We start from the raw sequence: 20,884 nt of genomic DNA on the forward strand, positions 1-20,884 counted from the left end.
GCTAGAACTGTTTCAAGAAGCGCAGATCGTTATCGAAGAACAAGCGCAGATCGTTAACGCCGTAACGCAGCATGGCGAGGCGCTCGATACCAATACCGAAGGCAAAGCCAGAGTATTTTTCACTGTCGATATCGCAGGCGGCAAACACGTTCGGGTGCACCATGCCGCAACCGAGAATTTCCAGCCAGCCGGTGCCGGAACATACGCGGCAACCTTCACCACCACAGGCGGTGCACTGGATATCCGCTTCTGCAGACGGCTCGGTGAATGGGAAATAAGACGGACGGAAACGCACAGGCACTTCCGCTTCGAAGAAAGCACGCAGGAATTGGTCGATGGTGCCTTTCAGATGCGCAAAGCTGATGTTCTCGCCGATTACCAGGCCTTCCACCTGATGGAACATGGGCGAGTGGGTCACATCGGAGTCGCAACGGTATACGCGGCCGGGGCAGATAATACGCAGCGGCGGAGACTTTTTCTCCATGGTGCGGATCTGCACGGAAGAGGTGTGTGTTCTCAGTACTGTGGTGGGGTCCACGTAGAAAGTGTCGTGCATCGCGCGCGCTGGGTGGTGCGCGGGAATATTCAGGGCTTCGAAGTTGTAATAGTCCTGCTCGACTTCCGGGCCGTTCTCAACTGTAAATCCGATGCCCGCAAAGAAATCTTCTACACGCTTTAAGGTGCGGGTGATGGGGTGAGCATTGCCTTGCTCTTCACCACGCCCTGGCAGGGTGACATCAATGGTCTCTTCAGCCAGCTTGGCATTGATGGCGGCCTGCTCCAGCATAGTGCGGCGCGCATTAATTTTTTCCTGCACCTGCTGCTTGGCTTCATTGATCTTGGCACCCGCAGCCGGGCGCTCCTCAGCAGACAGCTTGCCCAGGCCTTTCAGCAGTGCCGTCAGCTGGCCCTTTTTGCCCAGGTAATCAACACGCACCTGATCCAGTGCGGCGAGGCCATCGGCCTTCTCCACCAGCTCCATTGCCTGCTCGGTGAGGGACTGCAAATCTTGCATCGAACTGTTCCCGTTTGAATCCAACTTCGATTGAGGCCGATTGGCCCTAGTTTTGTGCTTGTTTTAACCGGTGCATTTGCACCGCGGGGGTTCCCCTGGCACCGCCACCGGTAAAAAATAGCGGAAACCCCATAAAAAAATAGGGAAGGGCCGCTACAGCCCTTCCCTATTTTAAGTATTCAGTTTTACAACTGAAGTGACAGCTTACGCTGCCAGGGCTGCCTTAGCTTTTTCAACTACGGCAGCAAAAGCGGCTTTATCGTAAACAGCCAGATCAGCCAGTACACGGCGATCCAGTGCGATTTCCGCTTTCTTAAGACCTGCGATCAGGCGGCTGTAGCTCAGGCCTTCTGCACGGGACTGGGCGTTAATACGGGTAATCCACAGAGCGCGGAAGTTACGCTTCTTAACGCGACGGTCACGGTATGCGTACTGACCAGCTTTAATCACTGCCTGCTTGGCAACGCGGAATACGCGCGAACGCGCACCGTAGTAACCTTTAGCCTGCTTCAGAATCTTCTTGTGACGACGACGCGCCTCTACACCACGTTTTACACGGGCCATAACTCTATCCTCTTAAACCTTTGCGATTTGGGCCAATTACTTGGCGCGCAGCATACGATCGACCAGACCGGCATCAGACTTGTTCATAGTCTGGGTGCCACGCAGCTGACGCTTACGCTTGGTGGTCATCTTGGTGAGGATGTGGCTCTTGTTAGCGTGCTTGTGCTTATAGCCCGCAGCCGTCTTCTTGAAGCGCTTGGCAGCGCCACTGTGAGTCTTTGCTTTCGGCATTTTGTACTCCAAAGTGAATATTCGCCTGCATAACAGGCACCTTTAGTATCTGCCGACAACCTGAGCCATCGGCACGGTGAGAGTGAGGAGGCAGCCGTCGCCCAATCACTTCTCAAAGGAGGTTCCGGGAATTGCTTCCCCAAACCTCACTTTTTCTTTTTGCTGGGAGCGAGAACCATCAGCATCTGGCGACCTTCCATTTTGGGTCGCTGCTCTACAATGGCCAGCTCTTCCAGGTCTTTTTCGATGCGCTGCATCATTTCCATACCCAGCTCCTGGTGAGCCATTTCACGACCACGGAAGCGCAGGGATACTTTGGCCTTGTCACCCGCCTCTAGGAAGCGGATGAGGTTGCGCAGCTTGATCTGGTAGTCACCGATATCGGTGCCCGGGCGGAATTTCATTTCCTTGATCTGCTGCTGCTTCTGCTTCTTCTTGGCGGCATTCTTAGCTTTCTTAGCTTCGAATACGTGCTTGCCGTAGTCCATGATCTTACAGACTATCGGCGTGGAGTCCGGGGCAATTTCAACGAGATCCAAGCTAGCCTGCTGTGCAGCTTCCAGCGCTTCATTCAGGGAGACAATGCCTACCTGTTCGCCATCAGCGCCAATCAGGCGGATTTCTGACGCTTCAATCTGATCGTTTATGCGGGCCTTTTTGGACCGTCCCTTAGTGTCTCGTTTAATAGCTATGGTCTCCCAGTTGCCAAGTTGTTATGCATTATCTTCGGACAAACGGCCGCGGCGACTGACGTCCTGCTCGAGAATCTCAAGGAAAGACTCATAAGTCATGCTTCCCAGATCCTCACCGCTGCGGGTGCGCACGGCAACCGTCTGGCTCTCTACTTCCTTATCGCCAATGACCAGCAGATAAGGGACACGCTGGAGCGTGTGCTCGCGGATTTTAAAGCCGATCTTCTCGTTTCTCAAGTCAGCACTGGCGCGGTATTGCAGCGAACCAAGGCGGGCCTCCAAGTCACGACAGTAATCGGCCTGACGATCGGTAATATTCATGATCGCCACCTGCTGTGGTGCCAGCCAGGTGGGGAACGCGCCTTCGTAATGCTCGATCAGAATTCCGATAAAGCGCTCGAAGGAACCCAAGGCTGCACGGTGCAACATCACCGGGGACTGACGCGAACCATCTTCGGCGACATATTGCGCATCCAGACGGCCCGGCATAGAGAAGTCCACCTGAATGGTACCGCACTGCCATACCCGGCCGAGACAGTCCTTCAGGGAGAATTCGATCTTGGGTCCGTAGAAGGCGCCTTCACCTGGCAGCTCTTCCCACGGCAGGCCCGCGGCATCCAGCGCATCGGCCAGGGCTTTCTCTGCCTTATCCCAGCTTTCATCGGAACCTACACGCTTCTCCGGGCGAGTGGAGAGGCGGTAAATAACATCATTAAAGCCGAAGTCTTTGTACACGGAGTGCAGCAGATCCATAAAATCAGAAACCTCTGACTGGATCTGATCTTCGCTACAGAAGATATGGCCATCATCCTGTACGAAGCCACGCACGCGCATCAGACCGTGCAGGGAACCGGAGGGTTCACTGCGGTGACAGGAGCCAAACTCCGCCAAACGCAGCGGCAGGTCGCGATAACTGCGCAGACCTTGATTGAACACCTGTACGTGACAGGGGCAGTTCATCGGCTTGATGGCAAACTGACGCTCTTCACTGGTAAGCGTAAACATGTCATCGGCAAACTTGTCCGCGTGACCAGACTTCTGCCACAGGCTGAAATCCACCAGCTGCGGAGTCTTGATTTCTTTGTAACCAAACTCGCGCTGACGGCGGCGCATGTACTGCTCGACAGTACTGTAAATAGTCCAGCCATTTGGGTGCCAGAACACCATGCCGGGCGCCTCTTCCTGGATATGGAAGAGATCGTATTTCTTGGCCAGCTTGCGGTGGTCACGCTTCTCTGCCTCTTCAATACGACGCAGGTAAGCTTTTAATTCTTTCTTGTTGGCCCAGGCGGTGCCGTAAACACGGGTCAACATCTCGTTGCTGGAATCGCCGCGCCAGTAAGCACCAGCCACCTTGGTCAGCTTGAACGCCTTCAGTCTGCCAGTGGAGGGCACGTGGGGGCCGCGACACAGATCTTCAAAATCGCCCTGGCGGTACAAAGAAATATCTTCATCACTGGGGATGCTGTCGATAATCTCGGCCTTGTACTCTTCGCCCATATCGCGGAAGTACTGCACCGCTTCTTTACGGGGCATCAGTCGGCGGCTAACTGTAATATCTTCCTTGGCCAGTACTTCCATACGCTCTTCGATCTTTTCCAGGTCTTCCGGCGTAAATTGGCGCTCGTAGGCAAAGTCATAATAGAAGCCATCTTCGATAACCGGGCCAATAGTGACCTGGGCCGTCGGGTACAGCTGCTTAACGGCTTGTGCCAGTAAGTGTGCAGCGGAGTGGCGAATGACTTCCAGGCCTTCGGGCTGGCGGTCGGTGATAATGGCCAGATTGACATCGCGATCGATGACATAGCTGGTATCAACCTCTTTGCCGTCGACTACGCCAGCAAGTGCAGCCTTGGCCAAGCCAGGACCGATATCTGCGGCTACGTCATGCACGGAAACCGGAGCGGAAAATTCTCGACGAGAACCATCGGGGAGAGTAACAACGAGCATTGTTTGTCCTTTCTCTCAGTGGCGATCCCTACCAAAGACCGCATGAAACTATCCATGAAGTGGTTCATGGAGCTATTGATTCAGATGGGCAACCATCCTTTTGAAGATGGTAGACCCGAGCGGATTTGAACCGCTGACCTCTGCCATGTCAAGGCAGCGCTCTAACCAACTGAGCTACGGGTCTAGAACTCTGCAGCGGGGGAACCCAGTGCTGCGAAGAGCGCGAACTTTAGCACCGCTTTTCAGTGTTTTCAACAACTTACTGAACTTTTTGCAGAGTTTTTTTAAGTTATCGTGGCGGTGAGGGCAGCCGAAAAAGCCGCCCTCAACTAAACTATTCCGCCTCCTTCAGGTGGGCAATCTCATCTCGCAGCTTCGCTGCAGATTCAAACTCCAGATTTTTGGCGTGCTCATACATCTGGTTCTCCAGCTCAGCAACTCGCGCCCAGCGCTGCTTATCGGACATCGGCTTGTCATCGACCTTATAGGCACCTTTCCCTTCTGCCACCTTGCGCTTACTTTTGGGTACACCGGGCGCCACAGCACCTTCAAGAATATCCGCAACGCTTTTGCGAATACCTTTCGGGGTAATGCCATGCTCTTTATTGAAAGCAATCTGTTTTTCCCGGCGGCGACGAGTCTCTTCAAGCGCACGCTCCATGGAGCCGGTTACTTTGTCCGCATACAAAATAGCCCGCCCCTCAAGGTTGCGCGCCGCTCGCCCAATAGTCTGGATCAGGGAGCGATCAGAGCGCAGGAAACCCTCCTTGTCAGCATCGAAGATAGCCACCAGTGACACTTCAGGCATATCCAGCCCTTCTCGCAGCAAGTTAATACCCACCAACACATCAAACTCACCGATACGAAGATCGCGAATAATCTCCACCCGCTCGACAGTATCAATATCGGAGTGGAGGTAGCGTACCCGCACCCCATTCTCCGCCAGATACTCAGTCAGGTCCTCTGCCATCCGCTTTGTCAGCACGGTAATCAGCACTCGCTGATCCGCTTCCGCGCAGCGGTGAATTTCAGAGAGCGCATCATCAACTTGGGTCTGAGCCGGGCGGATTTCTACTTCCGGATCAACAAGCCCTGTGGGCCGCACCACCTGCTCCACCACCTGCCCCGCGTGGTCGGCTTCATAGGGCCCTGGCGTTGCCGAAACAAATACCGTTTGCGGGGCCAGGTGCTCCCACTCTTCAAACTTGAGGGGGCGATTGTCCAGGGCAGAAGGCAGGCGGAAACCATACTCCACAAGGGTCTCTTTGCGCGACCTATCCCCGCGATACATGCCCCCGATTTGTGGCACGGTTACGTGGCTTTCATCGATAAATAGCAGTGCATCGTTTGGCAGGTAGTCGAATAGCGTGGGAGGCGGCTGACCAGCATTGCGGCCGGAGAGGTAGCGGGAATAGTTCTCCACACCATTGCAGTATCCTAACTCCTGCATCATTTCCAGGTCGTAGCGGGTGCGCTGCTCCAACCTTTGCGCCTCCAATAACTTGTTATTACCGCGCAACTGCTCCAGACGCACTCGCAGCTCATCTTTGATTTCATCAATAGCGCTGACAATGGTCTCACGCGGGGTAACGTAGTGACTCTTGGGGAAGATGGTAACCCGGGGAACTTTCTTAAACTGCTCTCCAGTAAGCGGGTCAAACAAGGTGATCTCTTCAATCTCTTCATCAAACAGAGACAGGCGTACCGCCTCCAAATCGGAGTCGGCCGGGTAGATATCAATAATATCGCCGCGCACACGATAAGTTGCGCGGCGGAAATCAGCATCATTGCGCGTATATTGCAACTCCGCCAACCTGCGTAAAATTGTGCGCTGATCCACCAGGTCGCCACGATCCAAGTGCAATACCATTTTTAGGTATTTATCAGGATCACCCAGACCGTAAATAGCCGATACCGTGGCAACGACCACAACATCACGCCGCTCTATCAGTGCCTTGGTGGCGGAAAGGCGCATCTGTTCAATGTGCTCATTTACCGATGCATCTTTCTCAATAAAAGTATCCGAGGAGGGAACATAGGCCTCGGGCTGATAGTAGTCATAATAAGAAACAAAGTATTCGACGGCATTCTTGGGGAAAAACTCTTTGAACTCGCCATAGAGCTGAGCTGCCAACGTTTTGTTGTGAGCCATCACTATCGCCGGGCGCTGCAAGCGCTCGATAATATTCGCCATCGTGAAGGTCTTACCTGAGCCGGTAACCCCTAGCAGTGTTTGATGACTCAAGCCGTCATCTATACCCTCGGATAACTGCTCGATCGCCAGCGGCTGATCCCCGGCCGGCTGATACTTAGATTCCACCTTAAAAGGTCGCGACTCCATACACTTCCCTCAACCACTCAATCGTTCATGCAACAGCGGATTGTAGGCTGTCGTCATACCACCCTCAAATACAAGAGAATAGCGTCCTACCCCGCCCCACCCAGACCTGAGGCATTTTGCGCACAGGCCAAATAAATAATTTCCTGACAAATCAATTAGTTAAAGATCAAAAAAGGGGTTGACCTCGCCAGGAGTGCTCTATAATATACGCGCCATCTCAACGGCACAGCCGAAAAGATATTCCGCCTTAGCTCAGTTGGTAGAGCAAATGACTGTTAATCATTGGGTCGCTGGTTCGAGCCCAGCAGGCGGAGCCAAATTTCAATGCGCAGCTTAATTTGCGCTCTATAAGTTAGATTAAATTCCGCCTTAGCTCAGTTGGTAGAGCAAATGACTGTTAATCATTGGGTCGCTGGTTCGAGCCCAGCAGGCGGAGCCAAACAAAAACCCCGCATAGCATGCTATGCGGGGTTTTTTCTTATTCACTTTCTTCATACTTCACCGCACCTCCCTCACCCCATGGGCAGAATGGCTTTTACCTATATTCCACCCTAGGGCTTACAAGCCCCCAAAGTCAGGAGCTCATCTAACAGCTTACCTGGCAAGCTAGTGCAAGCCGCCCTCACTGGTAACAGGAAGACGCTCCACCGTGGCCATTTTTATCTGGGGCTTCACAGTGCGAGACCGGGACCAAACAGCATCGACTAAACCTTGCTTTGAGGTGTAACCACTTACCGCCTCAGACAAAATCTGATGAACCCTTTCACAATGATGTTCTACGCAAGCCTGCCTCAGCCCTGCAATCAATCGCTGCAAGACCCCAGGGTCCAAAAACTCTTCTTCCGCACGCATTATCATCGAGTGATCAGTGCCCAATACATTGTCACCGAGTAGCAGCTCTTCATAGAGCTTTTCCCCAGGACGCAAACCTGTCACTTGAATCTCAATATCCCCATCAGGATTTTTATCATCCTTCACAGAGTGCCCCATAACCCTAATTAGCCGCTCAGCAAGGTCATATATAAGGACTGGTTCCCCCATATCCAGAACGAACACATCGCCATTGCGCCCCATATTGCCTGCCTGCAATACAAGCTGAGCCGCTTCAGGAATGGTCATAAAGTAACGCGTCACTTTTGGATGGGTTACAGTGACAGGACCGCCCGCATTAATCTGATCCGTAAACAGGGGTATCACCGAACCCGAAGACCCCAACACATTACCAAAGCGCACCATGCAAACCCGCATTTGAGCAGAGCGACGCCCATAATCCTGGCACACCAACTCCGCGAAACGCTTGGTAGCCCCCATTACGTTCGTAGGGCGTACAGCCTTATCGGTGGAGATCAGCACAAACTGCTCCACCTTAGAGCCCTCCGTAGCCTCCAGAACCGACAACGTGCCCAGTACATTATTGTCCGCCCCCAGAACAACATTTTGCTCAACCAGGGGAACATGCTTATAAGCAGCGGCATGATAAATGGTATTAACCGAGAAACCCTTGATGATATCCGCCATCCGGACTCTATCCCGAACATCGCCAAGCAGCGCGGTCACCCGAAGTTGATACCCCTCATCCTGCTGCTGCTGACGAAGCTCGCGCTCCATTTGATAAAGCGCATACTCTGAAGATTCCACCAGCACCAAATGAGCCGGGCCCCACTGGGCAATCTGCCTGCAAAGCTCCGATCCAATAGAGCCGCCAGCGCCCGTCACCAGCACTACTTTGCCGCTAATGGAACCAGCTATCAAAGCCTTCTCAGGCTCCACCGGGGCCCTGCCTAATACATTCTCATAGGTTTGGGACATATCTTCGGTACGGCCTGCTGCATCAACCAGCTCCTCTACGCCAGGAATAGCTTTGACTACCAACCCCTGATCACGGAGCCCTCTCGCTATTTCTCGGCGCCGGCGCTTTGGAACACCAGGCATCGCCAGCAATACTTCAGCAATATCATGCTCAGCGACCACATCAAGTATGCTTGAAGGGGAGTAGACCATAACACCATCTATCAGGGTCTTTTGCTTTGAGGTGTTATCATCAAAAAAGGCAACCGGCTTGTAGACCTCACCGTGAAGCAGGGCCTTGTAAACTTGCAGGCCAGCAGTACCAGCCCCATAAATTGCCACTCGCGTTTTATGAATTTCCAACGCCATTTGATAGTAAATTCGGACGAGCCACCGAGACCCCCCAACTGCTATCAACGCGAAACACCAGTAAATTACGGGAACCGAGCGAGGGACACCTGCGGTCGTCAAATAAGAGGCAACCGCAAGCAGAATTGAGGATGCGGTAACTCCCTGGAGCACAGCAATAACCGCTTTCTGCCCCATATAGCGGATAACTGTGCGGTAAAGGCCAAGCTTTAGAAATATTAAACTGCTAGAGCAGATCGTAATAATCAAGCAACCCAGCATTGGGAGTGTTACGGCTTCAGCTAATCCATTCAATCGAATTGCCATCGCCATAAAAAAGGCAGCACTCAGCATTGCCAAGTCAAACAGCAACATCAAAACCGGCTTCCTAGCCCTCTCCAGCTTTCGCCAAATTCCCATCACAGGATTACCCCATACATAAAAGTCAACCAATCCGTGGCGCCAATTAAAAGCGACCGTTGAAATCAAGTTGCCGCGAAAGCAGAAAAAGTGAACGCCAGGACAGAGGCTGCGATCATCAGAATCAGCTGCAGGTAGAGCGCTTTTGCCACCCCGATACGAATAGCCAAGCGCTGATAAAAATGTTCTCGATGCGCCTCCCACCAACGCTGCCCGCTAGCCATTCGCCGCAACAATGTAATGCTGGCATCCACCCAAAAAGGGCTAAAAACAATGATTGGAAACCATAACTCAAAGGCTCCTCTCTGCCATCCAAATAAGCTTAAGGTAAACGCCGCCAAGCCAATGCACGTCGACCCTGCATCTCCCAAGAAAATTTGCGCAGGAGACCAGTTAAAGCGCAAGAAAATTAATGCGCACACAACGAATAAGACACACACCCCTGCCAACTCCCAGTCTTCCACCAAGAGGAATGCCAGACAAAGAGATGAGAAGCCGATCACGGTCATACTGCCAGCAAATCCATCTATACCATCCATAAAGTTGTATAGATTGATCATCCAGGCCCCGCCCAACACAAAAAGGGGAAGCCACCACCACTCCAGCCCTACAGGTAGCGCAAGAACAACCATCAAAGCAGCAATCAACTGGAAAGCCAAACGTACCTTCGCCGCCACATGCCTAATATCATCCATGGCAGATACGGCAAGGAGCAACACAAAAGACATATAAACAGGTAACGGGAGGGAAGCAGGCCCTACAGCTATGCCCAGTCCGCAGCCCGCCAACAGTGCCCATCCGCCTGTGCGCGGAATTGGAGCGCTGTGCATTGAACGGTGATTAGGAACATCTAAAGCCAAATTTCGCATGCGCAACAGCAAGACAAGCGTCACGCCATAACTCAGAGCCCCTCCAACTAGCAAGGGAAGCCACCAAGCTGACATCGGATCCACTAAACCTCTCTCCTCAATGCTCTACGATTGGCGTGAGATAGCGCCAACACTAAAAACTCAAATAAGTGCTGACGCCAAATTCACAGCAGAGGGGGTGATTGAACCCTCTCTCTAACCCGATTAAGCAAATAGGTAGACATAGACCCCTTACCCACTCAGCAAAGAAGACCTTAATCCACCGCTAGTCAGAAGCAGCTACAACCGAATGCGCTCACGATTCTTATCCAGGGTGGCCGCCCCAATCCCTTTGACATTTAGAAGCTGATCCAAGGATGTAAAGGGTCCATATTGTTCCCGATACTCGATAATCAACTGCGCCTTAGCCTCACCAACTCCAAGAAGCTTGCCAGCAAGCTCCTCAGCAGATGCACTGTTTACATTGACCTCAAAGGCAACTTGCTGCTCACTCTCAGCCCCATCGGCAAATACTACTGATGAGGAAAGAAATGAAAGTGCAATAGCTAACAGCAAAGAAAGTAATGAATGAGTTTTAATCATGTTCGACTCCCAGTGAAAGTGTTCTAGTTTCACATTGGGACAGCTCTACCTCCCCAAGCCGGGACATGATACCAACAGGTCAAACAACACTTTGCCCGAGGGCTATTACACTACATCACACCCGGTCTAGGCAAACAAACCTTAATTTCCTGCAATTTCAGTCAATATATCTTGAAGGGCGACCATGGGATTCTTTGCTGCAGTAATAGGTCGACCTATCACCAAGAGGTCAGCACCTTGATCCAGCGCCTCAGAAGGGGTGAGAGTCCGTCGCTGATCGCCGGCATCACTGCCCGCAGGACGAATTCCCGGAGTCACCAGCTCAAAGTCGGGGCCGCAAGCCGCTTTTAACGCTTCAGCCTCACGGGCAGAGCAGACCACGCCATCGAGACCACAAGACTGTGCTTGTGTAGCCAGATTTAGCACCTGCTCCTGAAGCGGTTTAGCAACCCCAGTGGCAGCCAGCTCTTCCGGGGTGGTACTGGTCAATACAGTAACTCCAATCAACAATGGCTTGCGAGCACCAAATTCACTCAGAGCATCTACAGCCGCCCTCATCATGCGCTCTCCACCACTAGCATGCACATTCACCATCCAGACCCCCATGCGCGCAGCCGCCTTAACCGCCGCAGCGACAGTGTTGGGAATATCATGAAATTTCAGGTCTAGAAACACCTCAAACCCACGGTCCACAAGGGCACGAACCAGGTCGGGCCCAGCAATAGTGAAAAGCTCCTTGCCAACTTTTACCCGACAAAGCAACGGGTCTAACTGGTCAGCCATGGAGAGCGCGGCATCAGCGCTGTCATAGTCAAGAGCAACAATAACTGGGGAGGAGACTTGAGACTGCAAAGAAATACCTCTTAAGGATTAGGTTATACGGTGGCCGAGGGAGCTGATCACTCACCCTCGATCCCTTTGACTGACCGGACAGAATCCCAGTGCTTACAACTGGGGCACAACCAATGCAACTGGTTACCAGAAAAACCACAGTTGCTACACCGGTAGTGTGGGCGGCTAGCGATCAACTGATCGATAAGCGCTTTCAGTAGGGAGAGATTTTCCCTCGATCTACCCTGCGCAGTACCTATATATAAGTCCAGAAAGCGGCCAAGCCCTCGCAAAGAAGGACGCAGAGCAAGCTGCTTTCCCATAAAAGCTGCAGCGGCAGCTTCGCTATCTTGCTCCTGAATCCTGCTAGTCAGGGCAATCAGCACACTATTTGAAGGGTGCTCCTTGAGAAGCGACTCAAGATAGCGGTCCAACCCCTTCCCATCATTAAGTTCCACGTAGCAGGTGACTAACAACTCTAGAATCTCTGGGATATAGTCTGGACTTTGCTTGGGGATCCGCTGCAATACTTTAATGGCATCTCGCTGCTTGCCGAGCAAATATTCGAGTCGCGCCCACAACAGGCAAGCCCTGACCGAACTTCGATCATACCCTAAAGCCGCGTCGAGATGCTTTCGCGCACTCAAGTAGTCTTTGCCGGTAATAGCCTCCTCAGCCAACTCACAGCAAAAGTGTGCCTGCACAGGAGCCCAGTCCGTTGACAGCCGCTTAAAGCGGCGGCCATGCAGTAGATTTACAGCATGAATAGCCTTAGCCCACTCTCTCTCATCCCTATAGACTTCTATCAAGTGCTCGAGGCTGGTTGCACGCAGCTCCTGTGAAGTCTCAACCAGCTCTTGTAATAGTCGCTCGGCTCTATCCAACCAACCTGCAGCAATATAGTCGCAAGCCAGCTCAAATTGGGCCTTGTGCTGGCTCTGCCTTGATAGACTAGGGCGCGCCAGCAGGTTTTGATGCACTCTAATAGCCTGGTCGTACTCCCCTCGCCTACGCAAGAGGTTCCCCAAGGCCAGGTGTGTATCGAAAGTGACCGGGCTTACCTCAAGAGAATCAATAAACTTCTCAATAGTGTCATCGGGATGCTCGCTGAGCAAATAGTTGAGCCCCTGAGCATAGGAGCGGGCGAGGGATTGCTCCTGCCCACTAAAGTCAGGCTTTTTCCTGGTACTGCCTCGACCCAGCACCCAACCGATTGCAACGGCAGCCAGTAAAAAGAAGAAATAGGCTAAGTCCAGCAAGTCAGTCTCCGGTAGCCTTATGATGAACAGCCTGGAGTTCGCGCTCCATCTTTTTCAGCTGCTTGTTAAGACCTCGCACGCGGCGACGCTGGGAAAAAATTGGCAAAAGGCTGGCGAGAAATCCGAGCAGGACACCCAGCAGCAACATGCAGATAAGCCAAACACCAACGCTGCCTGACTGCAATGAGTAGCCTGCAATAACCGGGGAGATTACCTGGGAGTTTTCCACCGCGAAATAGATTCCGAGAGCAACGCATACCAGGGCCAGAAGACCGAAAATAAAGTGCATCAGCCAGCGCAGAAATGACAAGGGAACCTCCACGTTCCACTAAAGGGTGACTCTAATAGCCAATAGAATTTTCTGGCGAACGGTACTGCCACTCGAGGAGCCCTGCCCCTCTGATCCCGCAAGCCCTAAGATGCAATCATACTTCGATCCCAACCACATCATGCATACTGCGATTGACTCTGTCGCGCAACTCTTTCCCCGGTTTGAAATGGGGTACATACTTACCCGCTAACGCCACAGCATCCCCCGTCTTGGGGTTACGCCCAGTGCGCGGCGCTCGGTAGTGTAGGGAAAAACTACCAAAACCACGTATCTCAATACGCTCACCCTGCGACAGGGAGTCAGACATAGTATCCAACATCACCTTCACCGCCAGCTCTACATCCTTAACTGGCAGCTGATCCAACCTCAACGCAATCCTTTCGATCAGTTCGGACTTGGTCATGCGCTCCGCAACCTTTGTAAGTCATTGATTTTCTGGAGTAGAGCGCCAATCATCTAATAGAAAGCCGGACTGGGCAACCCCAGTCCGGCTTTCGGGTCACTCCAAGCACCAAACTTGGAGCAATGAACACTTAAAGACTATTAATCTTTGTTGCTCATCTGTGCCTTAATCAGGTCACCAATAGTAGCGGGCTGAACCTGCTCAGACTGCTTCTTGCTGTGATCCTTGATGGCTTGCTTCTCGTCGTCCTGATCTTTGGCTTTGATAGACAGGCTGATCACGCGGTTCTTGCGATCCACACTAGTGATCTTAGCCTCTACCTCTTCACCTTCTTTCAGAACGTTGCGAGCGTCTTCAACCTTGTCGCGGCTGATTTCAGAAGCACGCAGAATGCCTTCAACTTCATCTGCCAGGGTAATTACCGCTTGCTTAGCGTCTACTTCCTTCACGATACCATTGACGATGCTGCCGCGATCGCTAGTGGATACGTAGTCGGAGAACGGATCGGACTCCAGTTGCTTGATACCCAGAGAGATGCGCTCGCGCTCGGAATCGATGCCCAGGATAACAGTCTCGATTTCGTCGCCTTTCTTGAACTTGCGAACAGCTTCTTCGCCAGCTTCGTTCCAGGAGATATCGGACAGGTGAACCAGACCGTCGATGCTGCCGTCGAGACCGATGAAGATACCGAAGTCAGTGATGGACTTGATCTTACCGGAGATCTTGTCGCCTTTAGCGAATTTACGCGCGAAGGCATCCCACGGATTTTCCTGGCACTGCTTGATACCCAGGGAGATACGACGACGCTCTTCGTCGATATCCAGGATCATCACCTCTACCTCGTCGCCAACCTGGACAACTTTGGACGGGTGGATGTTCTTGTTGGTCCAATCCATTTCGGAAACGTGTACCAGACCCTCGACACCTTCTTCCAGCTCTGCGAAGCAGCCGTAGTCGGTCAGGTTGGTTACAACCGCCTTCACGCGGCTGTTCTCTGGGTAACGCTGCTTGATGGATACCCAAGGATCTTCGCCCAGTTGCTTCAGGCCCAGGGATACACGGCTGCGCTCGCGGTCGAACTTCAGTACTTTTACTTCGATCTCGTCGCCAACGTTCACGATCTCGCTTGGGTGCTTGATGCGCTTCCAAGCCATATCGGTGATGTGCAGCAGGCCGTCGATACCGCCCAGATCTACGAAAGCACCGTAGTCGGTCAGGTTCTTAACGATACCCTTAATGCTCATGCCTTCTTGCAGGCTTTCCAGCAGCGCTTCACGCTCTTCAGAGGTTGCAGCTTCCATCACAGCGCGACGGGAAACCACTACGTTGTTACGCTTGGCATCCAGCTTGATAACCTTGAACTCGAGCTCTTTACCTTCCAGGTGCGCGGTGTCGCGAACCGGGCGAACATCAACCAGAGAGCCGGGCAGGAATGCGCGGATATTGGCAACGTCGACAGTAAAGCCACCCTTAACCTTGCCGCTGATAACACCTTTAACCACTTCGTCAGCTGCGTGAGCTGCGTCGAGGATTTTCCAGGCTTCAGCACGCTTGGCTTTTTCACGGGACAGACGGGTTTCACCGAAACCGTCTTCTACAGCTTCCAGGGCAACCTGTACTTCGTCGCCCACCTGCAGCTCAACTTCGCCTTTATCGTTGGCGAACTGAGCAGCAGGGATAACGCCTTCAGACTTCAGGCCCGCGTGAACGGTTACCCAGTCTTTGTCTACGTCAATTACAACACCAGTAACAATAGCGCCCGGTGCCATTTCAACGCTTTTCAGGCTCTCTTCAAATAGATCAGCAAAGCTCTCGCTCATTACATTACCTATAGTGCTGGGTCCAGCCGTTGGTAACTGTTGAGTTTAGTCAACCGCCAGCCAAGACCCCAACCGCGATGCCAGAACGCGGGTCGGATTACAACAACGGCCGGGCAATTCTGGCAAAACCCGGCCGTTATCGTTAAAAACTCTCTGCCACTGACTTCTGTGGTTTAGGGCGCGATTCGCTTCTGCACCAGTGCCAGTACTTCGTTGAGAACCTCTTCAATCGTCACCCCAGTACTATCGAGCTCTACCGCATCTTTCGCAGGAGCCAGGGGCGACGCTTTCCGGTTCATATCCTGTGCATCACGGGCACGGATGTCCTCCAGCAGGTCGCGGAGGCTAACAGAAACCCCCTTCTCCCGCAACTGAGCCTCGCGCCTTCTGGCGCGCTCTTCTGCACTGGCGGTCAAATAGACTTTGACTGGAGCATCGGGAAATACGGTCGTGCCCATATCGCGGCCATCAGCAACCAATCCAGGCTGTAGTCGAAAATCACGCTGGCGCTGCAACAGTGCGGCGCGCACCCCAGGAATGGCAGCGACAGTAGAGGCCGCCATACTCACCCGCTCCATACGAATTTCATGGCTGACTTCGCGCCCTTCCAGCAGGACCTGCAGACAACCATCACTGATCAGAAAGCGAACATCCAGATCTCTGGCAACCTCGGTCAGCGAATCCTCATCGGCCAGATCCACCTCTTTTTCCAGGGCTGCCAAAGCAGCAGCCCGATAGAGAGCGCCAGAATCCAAAAGAACAAAGCCCAGCCTATCCGCCAGCAACTTTGCGATAGTCCCCTTACCAGAACCACTGGGGCCATCAATTGTGACGACCGGTGGCAGCTTGTTCGTTTCATTCATATTTTTGTACAACTCAACTTCATTGTAAGCCGCGCAAACCGGCCCCTCCTTAACTCATACCTTAGGTCATGCCAACTGCAGCTTTAGACCTGCACCGACGGCCAGCTCAGCAAAATTTGGAAAGGAGGTCGCCACATTAGCGCAGTGGAGGATGCGAATTGTATCCTTAGCGCGCAACGATGCCACCGCAAAAGCCATCGCAATACGATGATCCCCCAAACTATCCACAGTGCCGCCTGAAAATACAGCATCTTCAGGAGAACCATCGATTACAATTCCATCCGCGGTAGGCTCCGCGCTCACACCCAAGGCAGAAAGGCCGTTAGCCATCGCCTGAATGCGATCACTCTCCTTCACACGCAACTCTTCGGCGCCGGTCAATACCGTCTGCCCCTGGGCACAAGCGGCAGCAATAAAAAGTGCGGGAAATTCATCGATAGCCAGTGGCACCTGATCCTCTGGAATGGCAATCCCCTTTAAAGGTGCATAGCGAACCCGAATATCCGCAACCGGCTCCCCCCCTACAGTACGCTTATTTAAAAGCTCTATATCGCCACCCATGGCCCGCAGGATATTGATAACCCCGTCGCGGGTGGGATTGATGCCCACATGTTCCAGCATCACATCGGCTCCCGGGGAAATAGCCGCAGCCACCATAAAGAAAGCCGCAGAGGAAATATCCGCCGGCACATCAATACGGCAAGCCTTAAGCCTCCCACTACCACGCAAGGTCGCACAGGCGCCATTTCGCTCCACCGCATAACCAAAGCCCTGCAGCATACGCTCGGTATGATCTCGAGTGGGGGCCGGTTCTTCGGTACTGGTTTCACCTTCTGCATAAAGGCCTGCAAGTAGTACCGCAGACTTCACCTGGGCACTTGCCATTGGCAACCGGTAATTGATCCCTGACAGAGGCTTGCCGCCTTTGATCAATAACGGCGGACGCCCCTCAGGGCCAGTCTCAATAGCCGCGCCCATCTCTCGCAATGGGCTGGCAACTCGATTCATAGGGCGCTTAGAGAGGGACTCATCGCCGGTCAGGGTAACGTCGAAGCCTTGCCCCGCCAGCAAACCAGCAAGTAGGCGCATGGAGGTTCCGGAATTGCCCAGATATAGGGGGCCGGGCGGTGCCTGTAAGCCATGAAGTCCCACCCCGTGTATTGTCACTCGGCCCTTGTCCGGCCCCTCAATCACCACCCCCATATCGCGGAAAGCCTGCAGAGTAGCAAGGGCATCCTCCCCCTCGAGGAATCCCTCCACCTCTGTCACACCTTCAGCCAGGGAGCCCAGCATAATTGAGCGGTGAGACATGGATTTATCTCCAGGAACACGGAGTTTGCCACTCACTGTGCCACCCGGCTGGGCAATAAAAGTTACTTCCTTAGCTTGCATAGGTTCTGAATACGCTTGTTTTGCCAACATTTTTGTAAAGTGATCCCGCGCCGCTTTAGCGCGGGTAAAAACTCCCATCAACGCCGAGCTATCACCGGAGGCAATGGCACTGCGCAGGGAGGAGAGGTTGAGACTGTAGAGATCGATCGCCTGTAAAATGGCATCCCGGTTGGCCAACATAATGTCCCGCCACATCACCGGGTCGCTGGAGGCAATACGGGTAAAATCGCGAAAACCTCCAGCAGCATAGCGAAAGATATTTTCATTCTCGGCGTCGTGGGCCAAGGTATCCACTAGGCTGAAGGCGATTACATGAGGTAGATGGCTGGTTGCAGCCAGCACCTCATCATGCTCTTCTACCGACATTGTCAGCACCTCAGATCCTGCAGCCTGCCAAGCCTGAGCCACCAAGCGCAGGCGATCGACATCGGTATCAGGAACTGGAGTGAGGATGACACGGTGATCGCGATAAAGGTCATCTCGTGCGGCACTAACCCCGCTCTTCTCAGAGCCAGCAATCGGGTGCCCCAGCACCAGGAAGTTCGGCACCCTGCCCCAGACCTTTTCCGCCGAGCGCTGCACACTTCCCTTAACACTGGCAGCATCGGTAACCGTTACACCTTCGGGCAGATTGTCCTTCAACTGCGCAAACACCGACTCCACCGCCAAGGTTGGCACAGCGATAAAAACCAGGTCTCCCTCCTCCAACAAGTCGAGCGCTTCCGGCAGACTGGTATAGGCACGATCGACCACGCCCAGCTTCTTTGCCTCTTCACAGACTTCCTCTTGGAGTGCGACACCGATCACCTCACGGCAGGCACCCGCCGCCTTTAGGGACAATGCGAAGCTACCACCTATAAGGCCGACACCAACCACCAATAAGCGACCTATATGAGACTTCTCCATCACAGAACACCGCGCGGGTAGGACCCGAGCACTTTCAGGTCCGAGGCACAGGCGCCAACCTCTTTGAGTGCCTCCGCAATATCATCTGTATTCCGGTGCCCTTTGAAATCTACGAAAAATACATAGGTCCAATTTCCAGACTGGGATGGGCGGGTTTCCACCCTGGTGAGATCGATTCCATAACGGCGAAATGGCTCCAGCAAATCGTGCAGCGCACCCGGCTCATTGCGCATAGAGACCATCAGGGAGGTTTTGTCATCACCGCTGGCGGGCACCCGCTGGGTACCAATGATCAAGAAGCGCGTTGAGTTATCCGGTCGGTCCTCGATTTTCTCAGAAAGCACTTTGAGACCATATAATTCGGCAGCCATATCGCCAGCGATTGCTGCAGCGTTCCACTCCCCTTTAACACGCCTGGCCGCATCCGCATTACTGGAAACCGCCACCCTCTCCACGTTGGGGTAATGTGCATCCAGCCATTTTCGGCACTGGGCCAAACTCTGGGCATGGGAGTAAATCCGCGTGATCGATTCAGGGCGGGTCACGTCAGAAATCATTAGATGATGGTGAATTCGCAGCTCCACCTCACCACAGATACTGAGGTTGGAGTTCATAAAGTTGTCCAGGGTATGATTAATCACACCCTCGGTAGAATTTTCCACGGGCACTACACCGTAATTTACAGCGCCGGCTTCCACCTCGCGAAAGACCTCATCAATGGCCGCCAGCGGACGACTCTGCGCAGAATTACCAAAATGCTTCAGGGCCGCCTGCTGGGTAAAGGTACCTTCTGGCCCGAGATAAGCCACTTTGACCGGCTCCTCCAAAGCAAGGCAGGCAGACATAATCTCACGAAACAGCCGTGCCATTTCTTCATCCGTCAGGGGGCCGTCATTGCGCTCCATGGCGCGACGCAGTACCTGCGCCTCACGCTCAGGACGATAGTAGAGCGCATCCTCACCTGTCGCTTTCTTTACTTCAGCCACTTCCAGTGCACAACTGGCTCGCTCGCTGATTAATCGCGCGATCTCTGAATCAATACTATCAATACGATTGCGCAGCTCCAGCAGGCGCTGGTCGCCTCCCACGGTTTCCTCTGTCATCCGCTTTCTACTTTCTCCTGAAGTTAATAATTGTCTACTCTCTAGCCTTTGCGGGCTTCAAAGTCTGCCATAAAGGCCACTAACGCCTTCACCGCCTCAAAAGGCACCGCGTTGTAAAGGGATGCGCGCATGCCACCCACAGAGCGATGTCCCTTCAAACTCAACAGCCCAGCTGCTTCAGCCTCTTGTAAAAACGGTTTATCGAGGCGCTCATCGGCCAGCACAAATGGGACATTCATCCGCGAGCGACTGGACTTTTCTACCGGACTGGAAAAGAAATCGCTGCCATCGAGAAACTCATAGAGTAACGAGGATTTTTTAGCGGCCTGTTGGGCCATAGCTTCAACCCCGCCCTGCGCCTTAAGCCACTGGAAAACCAGGCCGGAAAGGTACCAGGCAAATGTGGGCGGGGTGTTATCCATTGAACCGGCATCGGCTGCCACTTTCCAGCTCAAACTGCGCGGAATATCTTTCATCGCCCGATCCAGGAGATCATCGCGCACTAAGGCGACCGCAATTCCCGAAGGTCCAATATTTTTTTGCGCGCCGGCATAAATTACACCGAACTTCTCCACGTCGATCGGGCAGGAAAGGATATTTGATGACATATCCGCAACCAGAGGGCAGTCCACTTCTGGAACATAATCAAACTCGATACCGCCAATAGTCTCGTTGGGCGTGTAATGAAGATAGGCCGCACCCTCGCTCTGCTGCCAGCTATTCTGCGCTGGCACATAACTAAAATTGCGGTCCTCGCTAGTGGCGACCACATTCACATCACCATAGCGCCGGGCCTCTTTAATCGCTTTTGCGGCCCATTGTCCCGAGTGGATAAAATCTGCCTGCTTAGAGCCGGCGCCAAACAAGTTCCAGGGTATCGCGCTAAATTGCCCGGTAGCCCCCCCCTGCAGAAACAGCACCTTATAGTTATCCGGCACCTTGAGCAGATCGCGCAAGTCCTGCTCCGCGCGCTCAGCCACCTCAACAAATTCCGGCGACCGGTGGCTAACCTCCATCACTGAACAACCCAGACCGCGCCAGTCCATCAGCTCCAACTGTGCTTGCTGTAAGACCGGTTCCGGCAGAGCCGCTGGACCAGCGCAGAAATTGTATTTCCTCATGACCTGATTTCCACAAACTAAAAATGGTTTCAAATTCAACTAGATATGCCGACGC

18 protein-coding genes and 3 tRNA genes are annotated in these 20,884 nt (G+C 53.2%); 2 read left to right on the forward strand and 19 right to left on the reverse strand.

The genetic code is table 11. From position 1 onward, the window contains the following. Position 1: 1 nt before the first annotated feature. From pheS to uvrB, 7 genes are all read right to left on the reverse strand, one after another. Positions 2–1,015, reverse strand: coding sequence for a phenylalanine--tRNA ligase subunit alpha (gene pheS, locus MJO52_RS14095; protein WP_252082361.1), 1,014 nt, complete (start codon positions 1,013–1,015; stop codon positions 2–4). Between the two features lie 204 nt (positions 1,016–1,219). Then, positions 1,220–1,579, reverse strand: a complete 360-nt coding sequence (rplT, locus tag MJO52_RS14100) for a 50S ribosomal protein L20 (RefSeq protein ID WP_252082363.1) — start codon at positions 1,577–1,579, stop codon at positions 1,220–1,222. 36 nt (positions 1,580–1,615) lie between these two features. Beyond that, complete coding sequence (rpmI, locus tag MJO52_RS14105; RefSeq protein WP_020413351.1) at positions 1,616–1,810, reverse strand: 50S ribosomal protein L35; 195 nt, start codon at positions 1,808–1,810, stop codon at positions 1,616–1,618. Positions 1,811–1,956: 146 nt separating this feature from the next. Next, a complete protein-coding gene (gene infC / locus MJO52_RS14110; RefSeq protein WP_435583647.1) occupies positions 1,957–2,502 on the reverse strand; it encodes a translation initiation factor IF-3 in 546 nt (181 codons plus the stop codon). A gap of 21 nt (positions 2,503–2,523) precedes the next feature. Then, complete coding sequence (thrS, locus tag MJO52_RS14115) at positions 2,524–4,452, reverse strand: threonine--tRNA ligase (protein WP_252082365.1); 1,929 nt, start codon at positions 4,450–4,452, stop codon at positions 2,524–2,526. Positions 4,453–4,559: 107 nt separating this feature from the next. Beyond that, positions 4,560–4,636: transfer RNA gene (locus MJO52_RS14120), tRNA-Val, on the reverse strand. A 150-nt stretch (positions 4,637–4,786) separates the two neighbouring features. Next, entirely contained in the window at positions 4,787–6,793 is a 2,007-nt protein-coding gene (gene uvrB, locus MJO52_RS14125) for an excinuclease ABC subunit UvrB (RefSeq protein WP_252082366.1), read from the reverse strand. A 241-nt stretch (positions 6,794–7,034) separates the two neighbouring features. Here uvrB and MJO52_RS14130 point away from each other — a divergent pair. Both MJO52_RS14130 and MJO52_RS14135 read left to right on the forward strand, forming a co-directional pair. Then, positions 7,035–7,110 (forward strand) — tRNA-Asn (locus tag MJO52_RS14130). Between the two features lie 46 nt (positions 7,111–7,156). Further along, a tRNA-Asn gene (locus tag MJO52_RS14135) sits at positions 7,157–7,232 on the forward strand. Between the two features lie 167 nt (positions 7,233–7,399). On the opposite strand, the gene MJO52_RS14140 is transcribed toward MJO52_RS14135, so the two are convergent. From MJO52_RS14140 to serC, 12 genes are all read right to left on the reverse strand, one after another. Next, complete coding sequence (locus tag MJO52_RS14140; protein WP_252082367.1) at positions 7,400–9,349, reverse strand: polysaccharide biosynthesis protein; 1,950 nt, start codon at positions 9,347–9,349, stop codon at positions 7,400–7,402. A 65-nt stretch (positions 9,350–9,414) separates the two neighbouring features. After that, the gene (locus tag MJO52_RS14145) at positions 9,415–10,293 is read right to left on the reverse strand and encodes an MraY family glycosyltransferase (protein WP_252086005.1); all 879 of its coding nucleotides are present in this window, start codon (positions 10,291–10,293) and stop codon (positions 9,415–9,417) included. A gap of 204 nt (positions 10,294–10,497) precedes the next feature. Then, positions 10,498–10,800, reverse strand: a complete 303-nt coding sequence (locus MJO52_RS14150) for a ComEA family DNA-binding protein (RefSeq protein ID WP_252082368.1) — start codon at positions 10,798–10,800, stop codon at positions 10,498–10,500. 141 nt (positions 10,801–10,941) lie between these two features. Then, positions 10,942–11,652 (reverse strand): orotidine-5'-phosphate decarboxylase, encoded by a 711-nt coding sequence (pyrF, locus tag MJO52_RS14155; RefSeq protein WP_252082369.1) that lies wholly within the window; start codon positions 11,650–11,652, stop codon positions 10,942–10,944. Between the two features lie 47 nt (positions 11,653–11,699). Next, a complete protein-coding gene (lapB, locus tag MJO52_RS14160) occupies positions 11,700–12,890 on the reverse strand; it encodes a lipopolysaccharide assembly protein LapB (protein ID WP_252082371.1) in 1,191 nt (396 codons plus the stop codon). A gap of 1 nt (position 12,891) precedes the next feature. Then, positions 12,892–13,200, reverse strand: a complete 309-nt coding sequence (locus MJO52_RS14165) for a lipopolysaccharide assembly protein LapA domain-containing protein (RefSeq protein ID WP_252082373.1) — start codon at positions 13,198–13,200, stop codon at positions 12,892–12,894. 115 nt (positions 13,201–13,315) lie between these two features. Then, on the reverse strand, positions 13,316–13,624 hold the full coding sequence (gene ihfB / locus MJO52_RS14170; RefSeq protein WP_252082375.1) for an integration host factor subunit beta: 309 nt from the start codon (positions 13,622–13,624) through the stop codon (positions 13,316–13,318). A 140-nt stretch (positions 13,625–13,764) separates the two neighbouring features. Next, positions 13,765–15,444 (reverse strand): 30S ribosomal protein S1, encoded by a 1,680-nt coding sequence (gene rpsA / locus MJO52_RS14175; protein ID WP_252082377.1) that lies wholly within the window; start codon positions 15,442–15,444, stop codon positions 13,765–13,767. Between the two features lie 173 nt (positions 15,445–15,617). Continuing rightward, positions 15,618–16,307 (reverse strand): (d)CMP kinase, encoded by a 690-nt coding sequence (gene cmk, locus MJO52_RS14180; RefSeq protein WP_252082379.1) that lies wholly within the window; start codon positions 16,305–16,307, stop codon positions 15,618–15,620. A gap of 66 nt (positions 16,308–16,373) precedes the next feature. Continuing rightward, positions 16,374–18,605, reverse strand: coding sequence for a bifunctional prephenate dehydrogenase/3-phosphoshikimate 1-carboxyvinyltransferase (locus MJO52_RS14185; RefSeq protein ID WP_252082381.1), 2,232 nt, complete (start codon positions 18,603–18,605; stop codon positions 16,374–16,376). Beyond that, the gene (gene pheA / locus MJO52_RS14190; protein WP_252082383.1) at positions 18,605–19,708 is read right to left on the reverse strand and encodes a prephenate dehydratase; all 1,104 of its coding nucleotides are present in this window, start codon (positions 19,706–19,708) and stop codon (positions 18,605–18,607) included. The genes MJO52_RS14185 and pheA overlap by 1 nt, the downstream gene beginning before the upstream one ends. Positions 19,709–19,749: 41 nt before the next feature. Then, positions 19,750–20,829: a 3-phosphoserine/phosphohydroxythreonine transaminase gene (serC, locus tag MJO52_RS14195; protein WP_252082385.1), complete on the reverse strand. Its 1,080-nt coding sequence runs from the start codon at positions 20,827–20,829 to the stop codon at positions 19,750–19,752. Between the last annotated feature and the right edge of the window lie 55 nt (positions 20,830–20,884).

This window comes from Microbulbifer variabilis (assembly GCF_023716485.1).
GTDB lineage: Bacteria > Pseudomonadota > Gammaproteobacteria > Pseudomonadales > Cellvibrionaceae > Microbulbifer > Microbulbifer variabilis_B.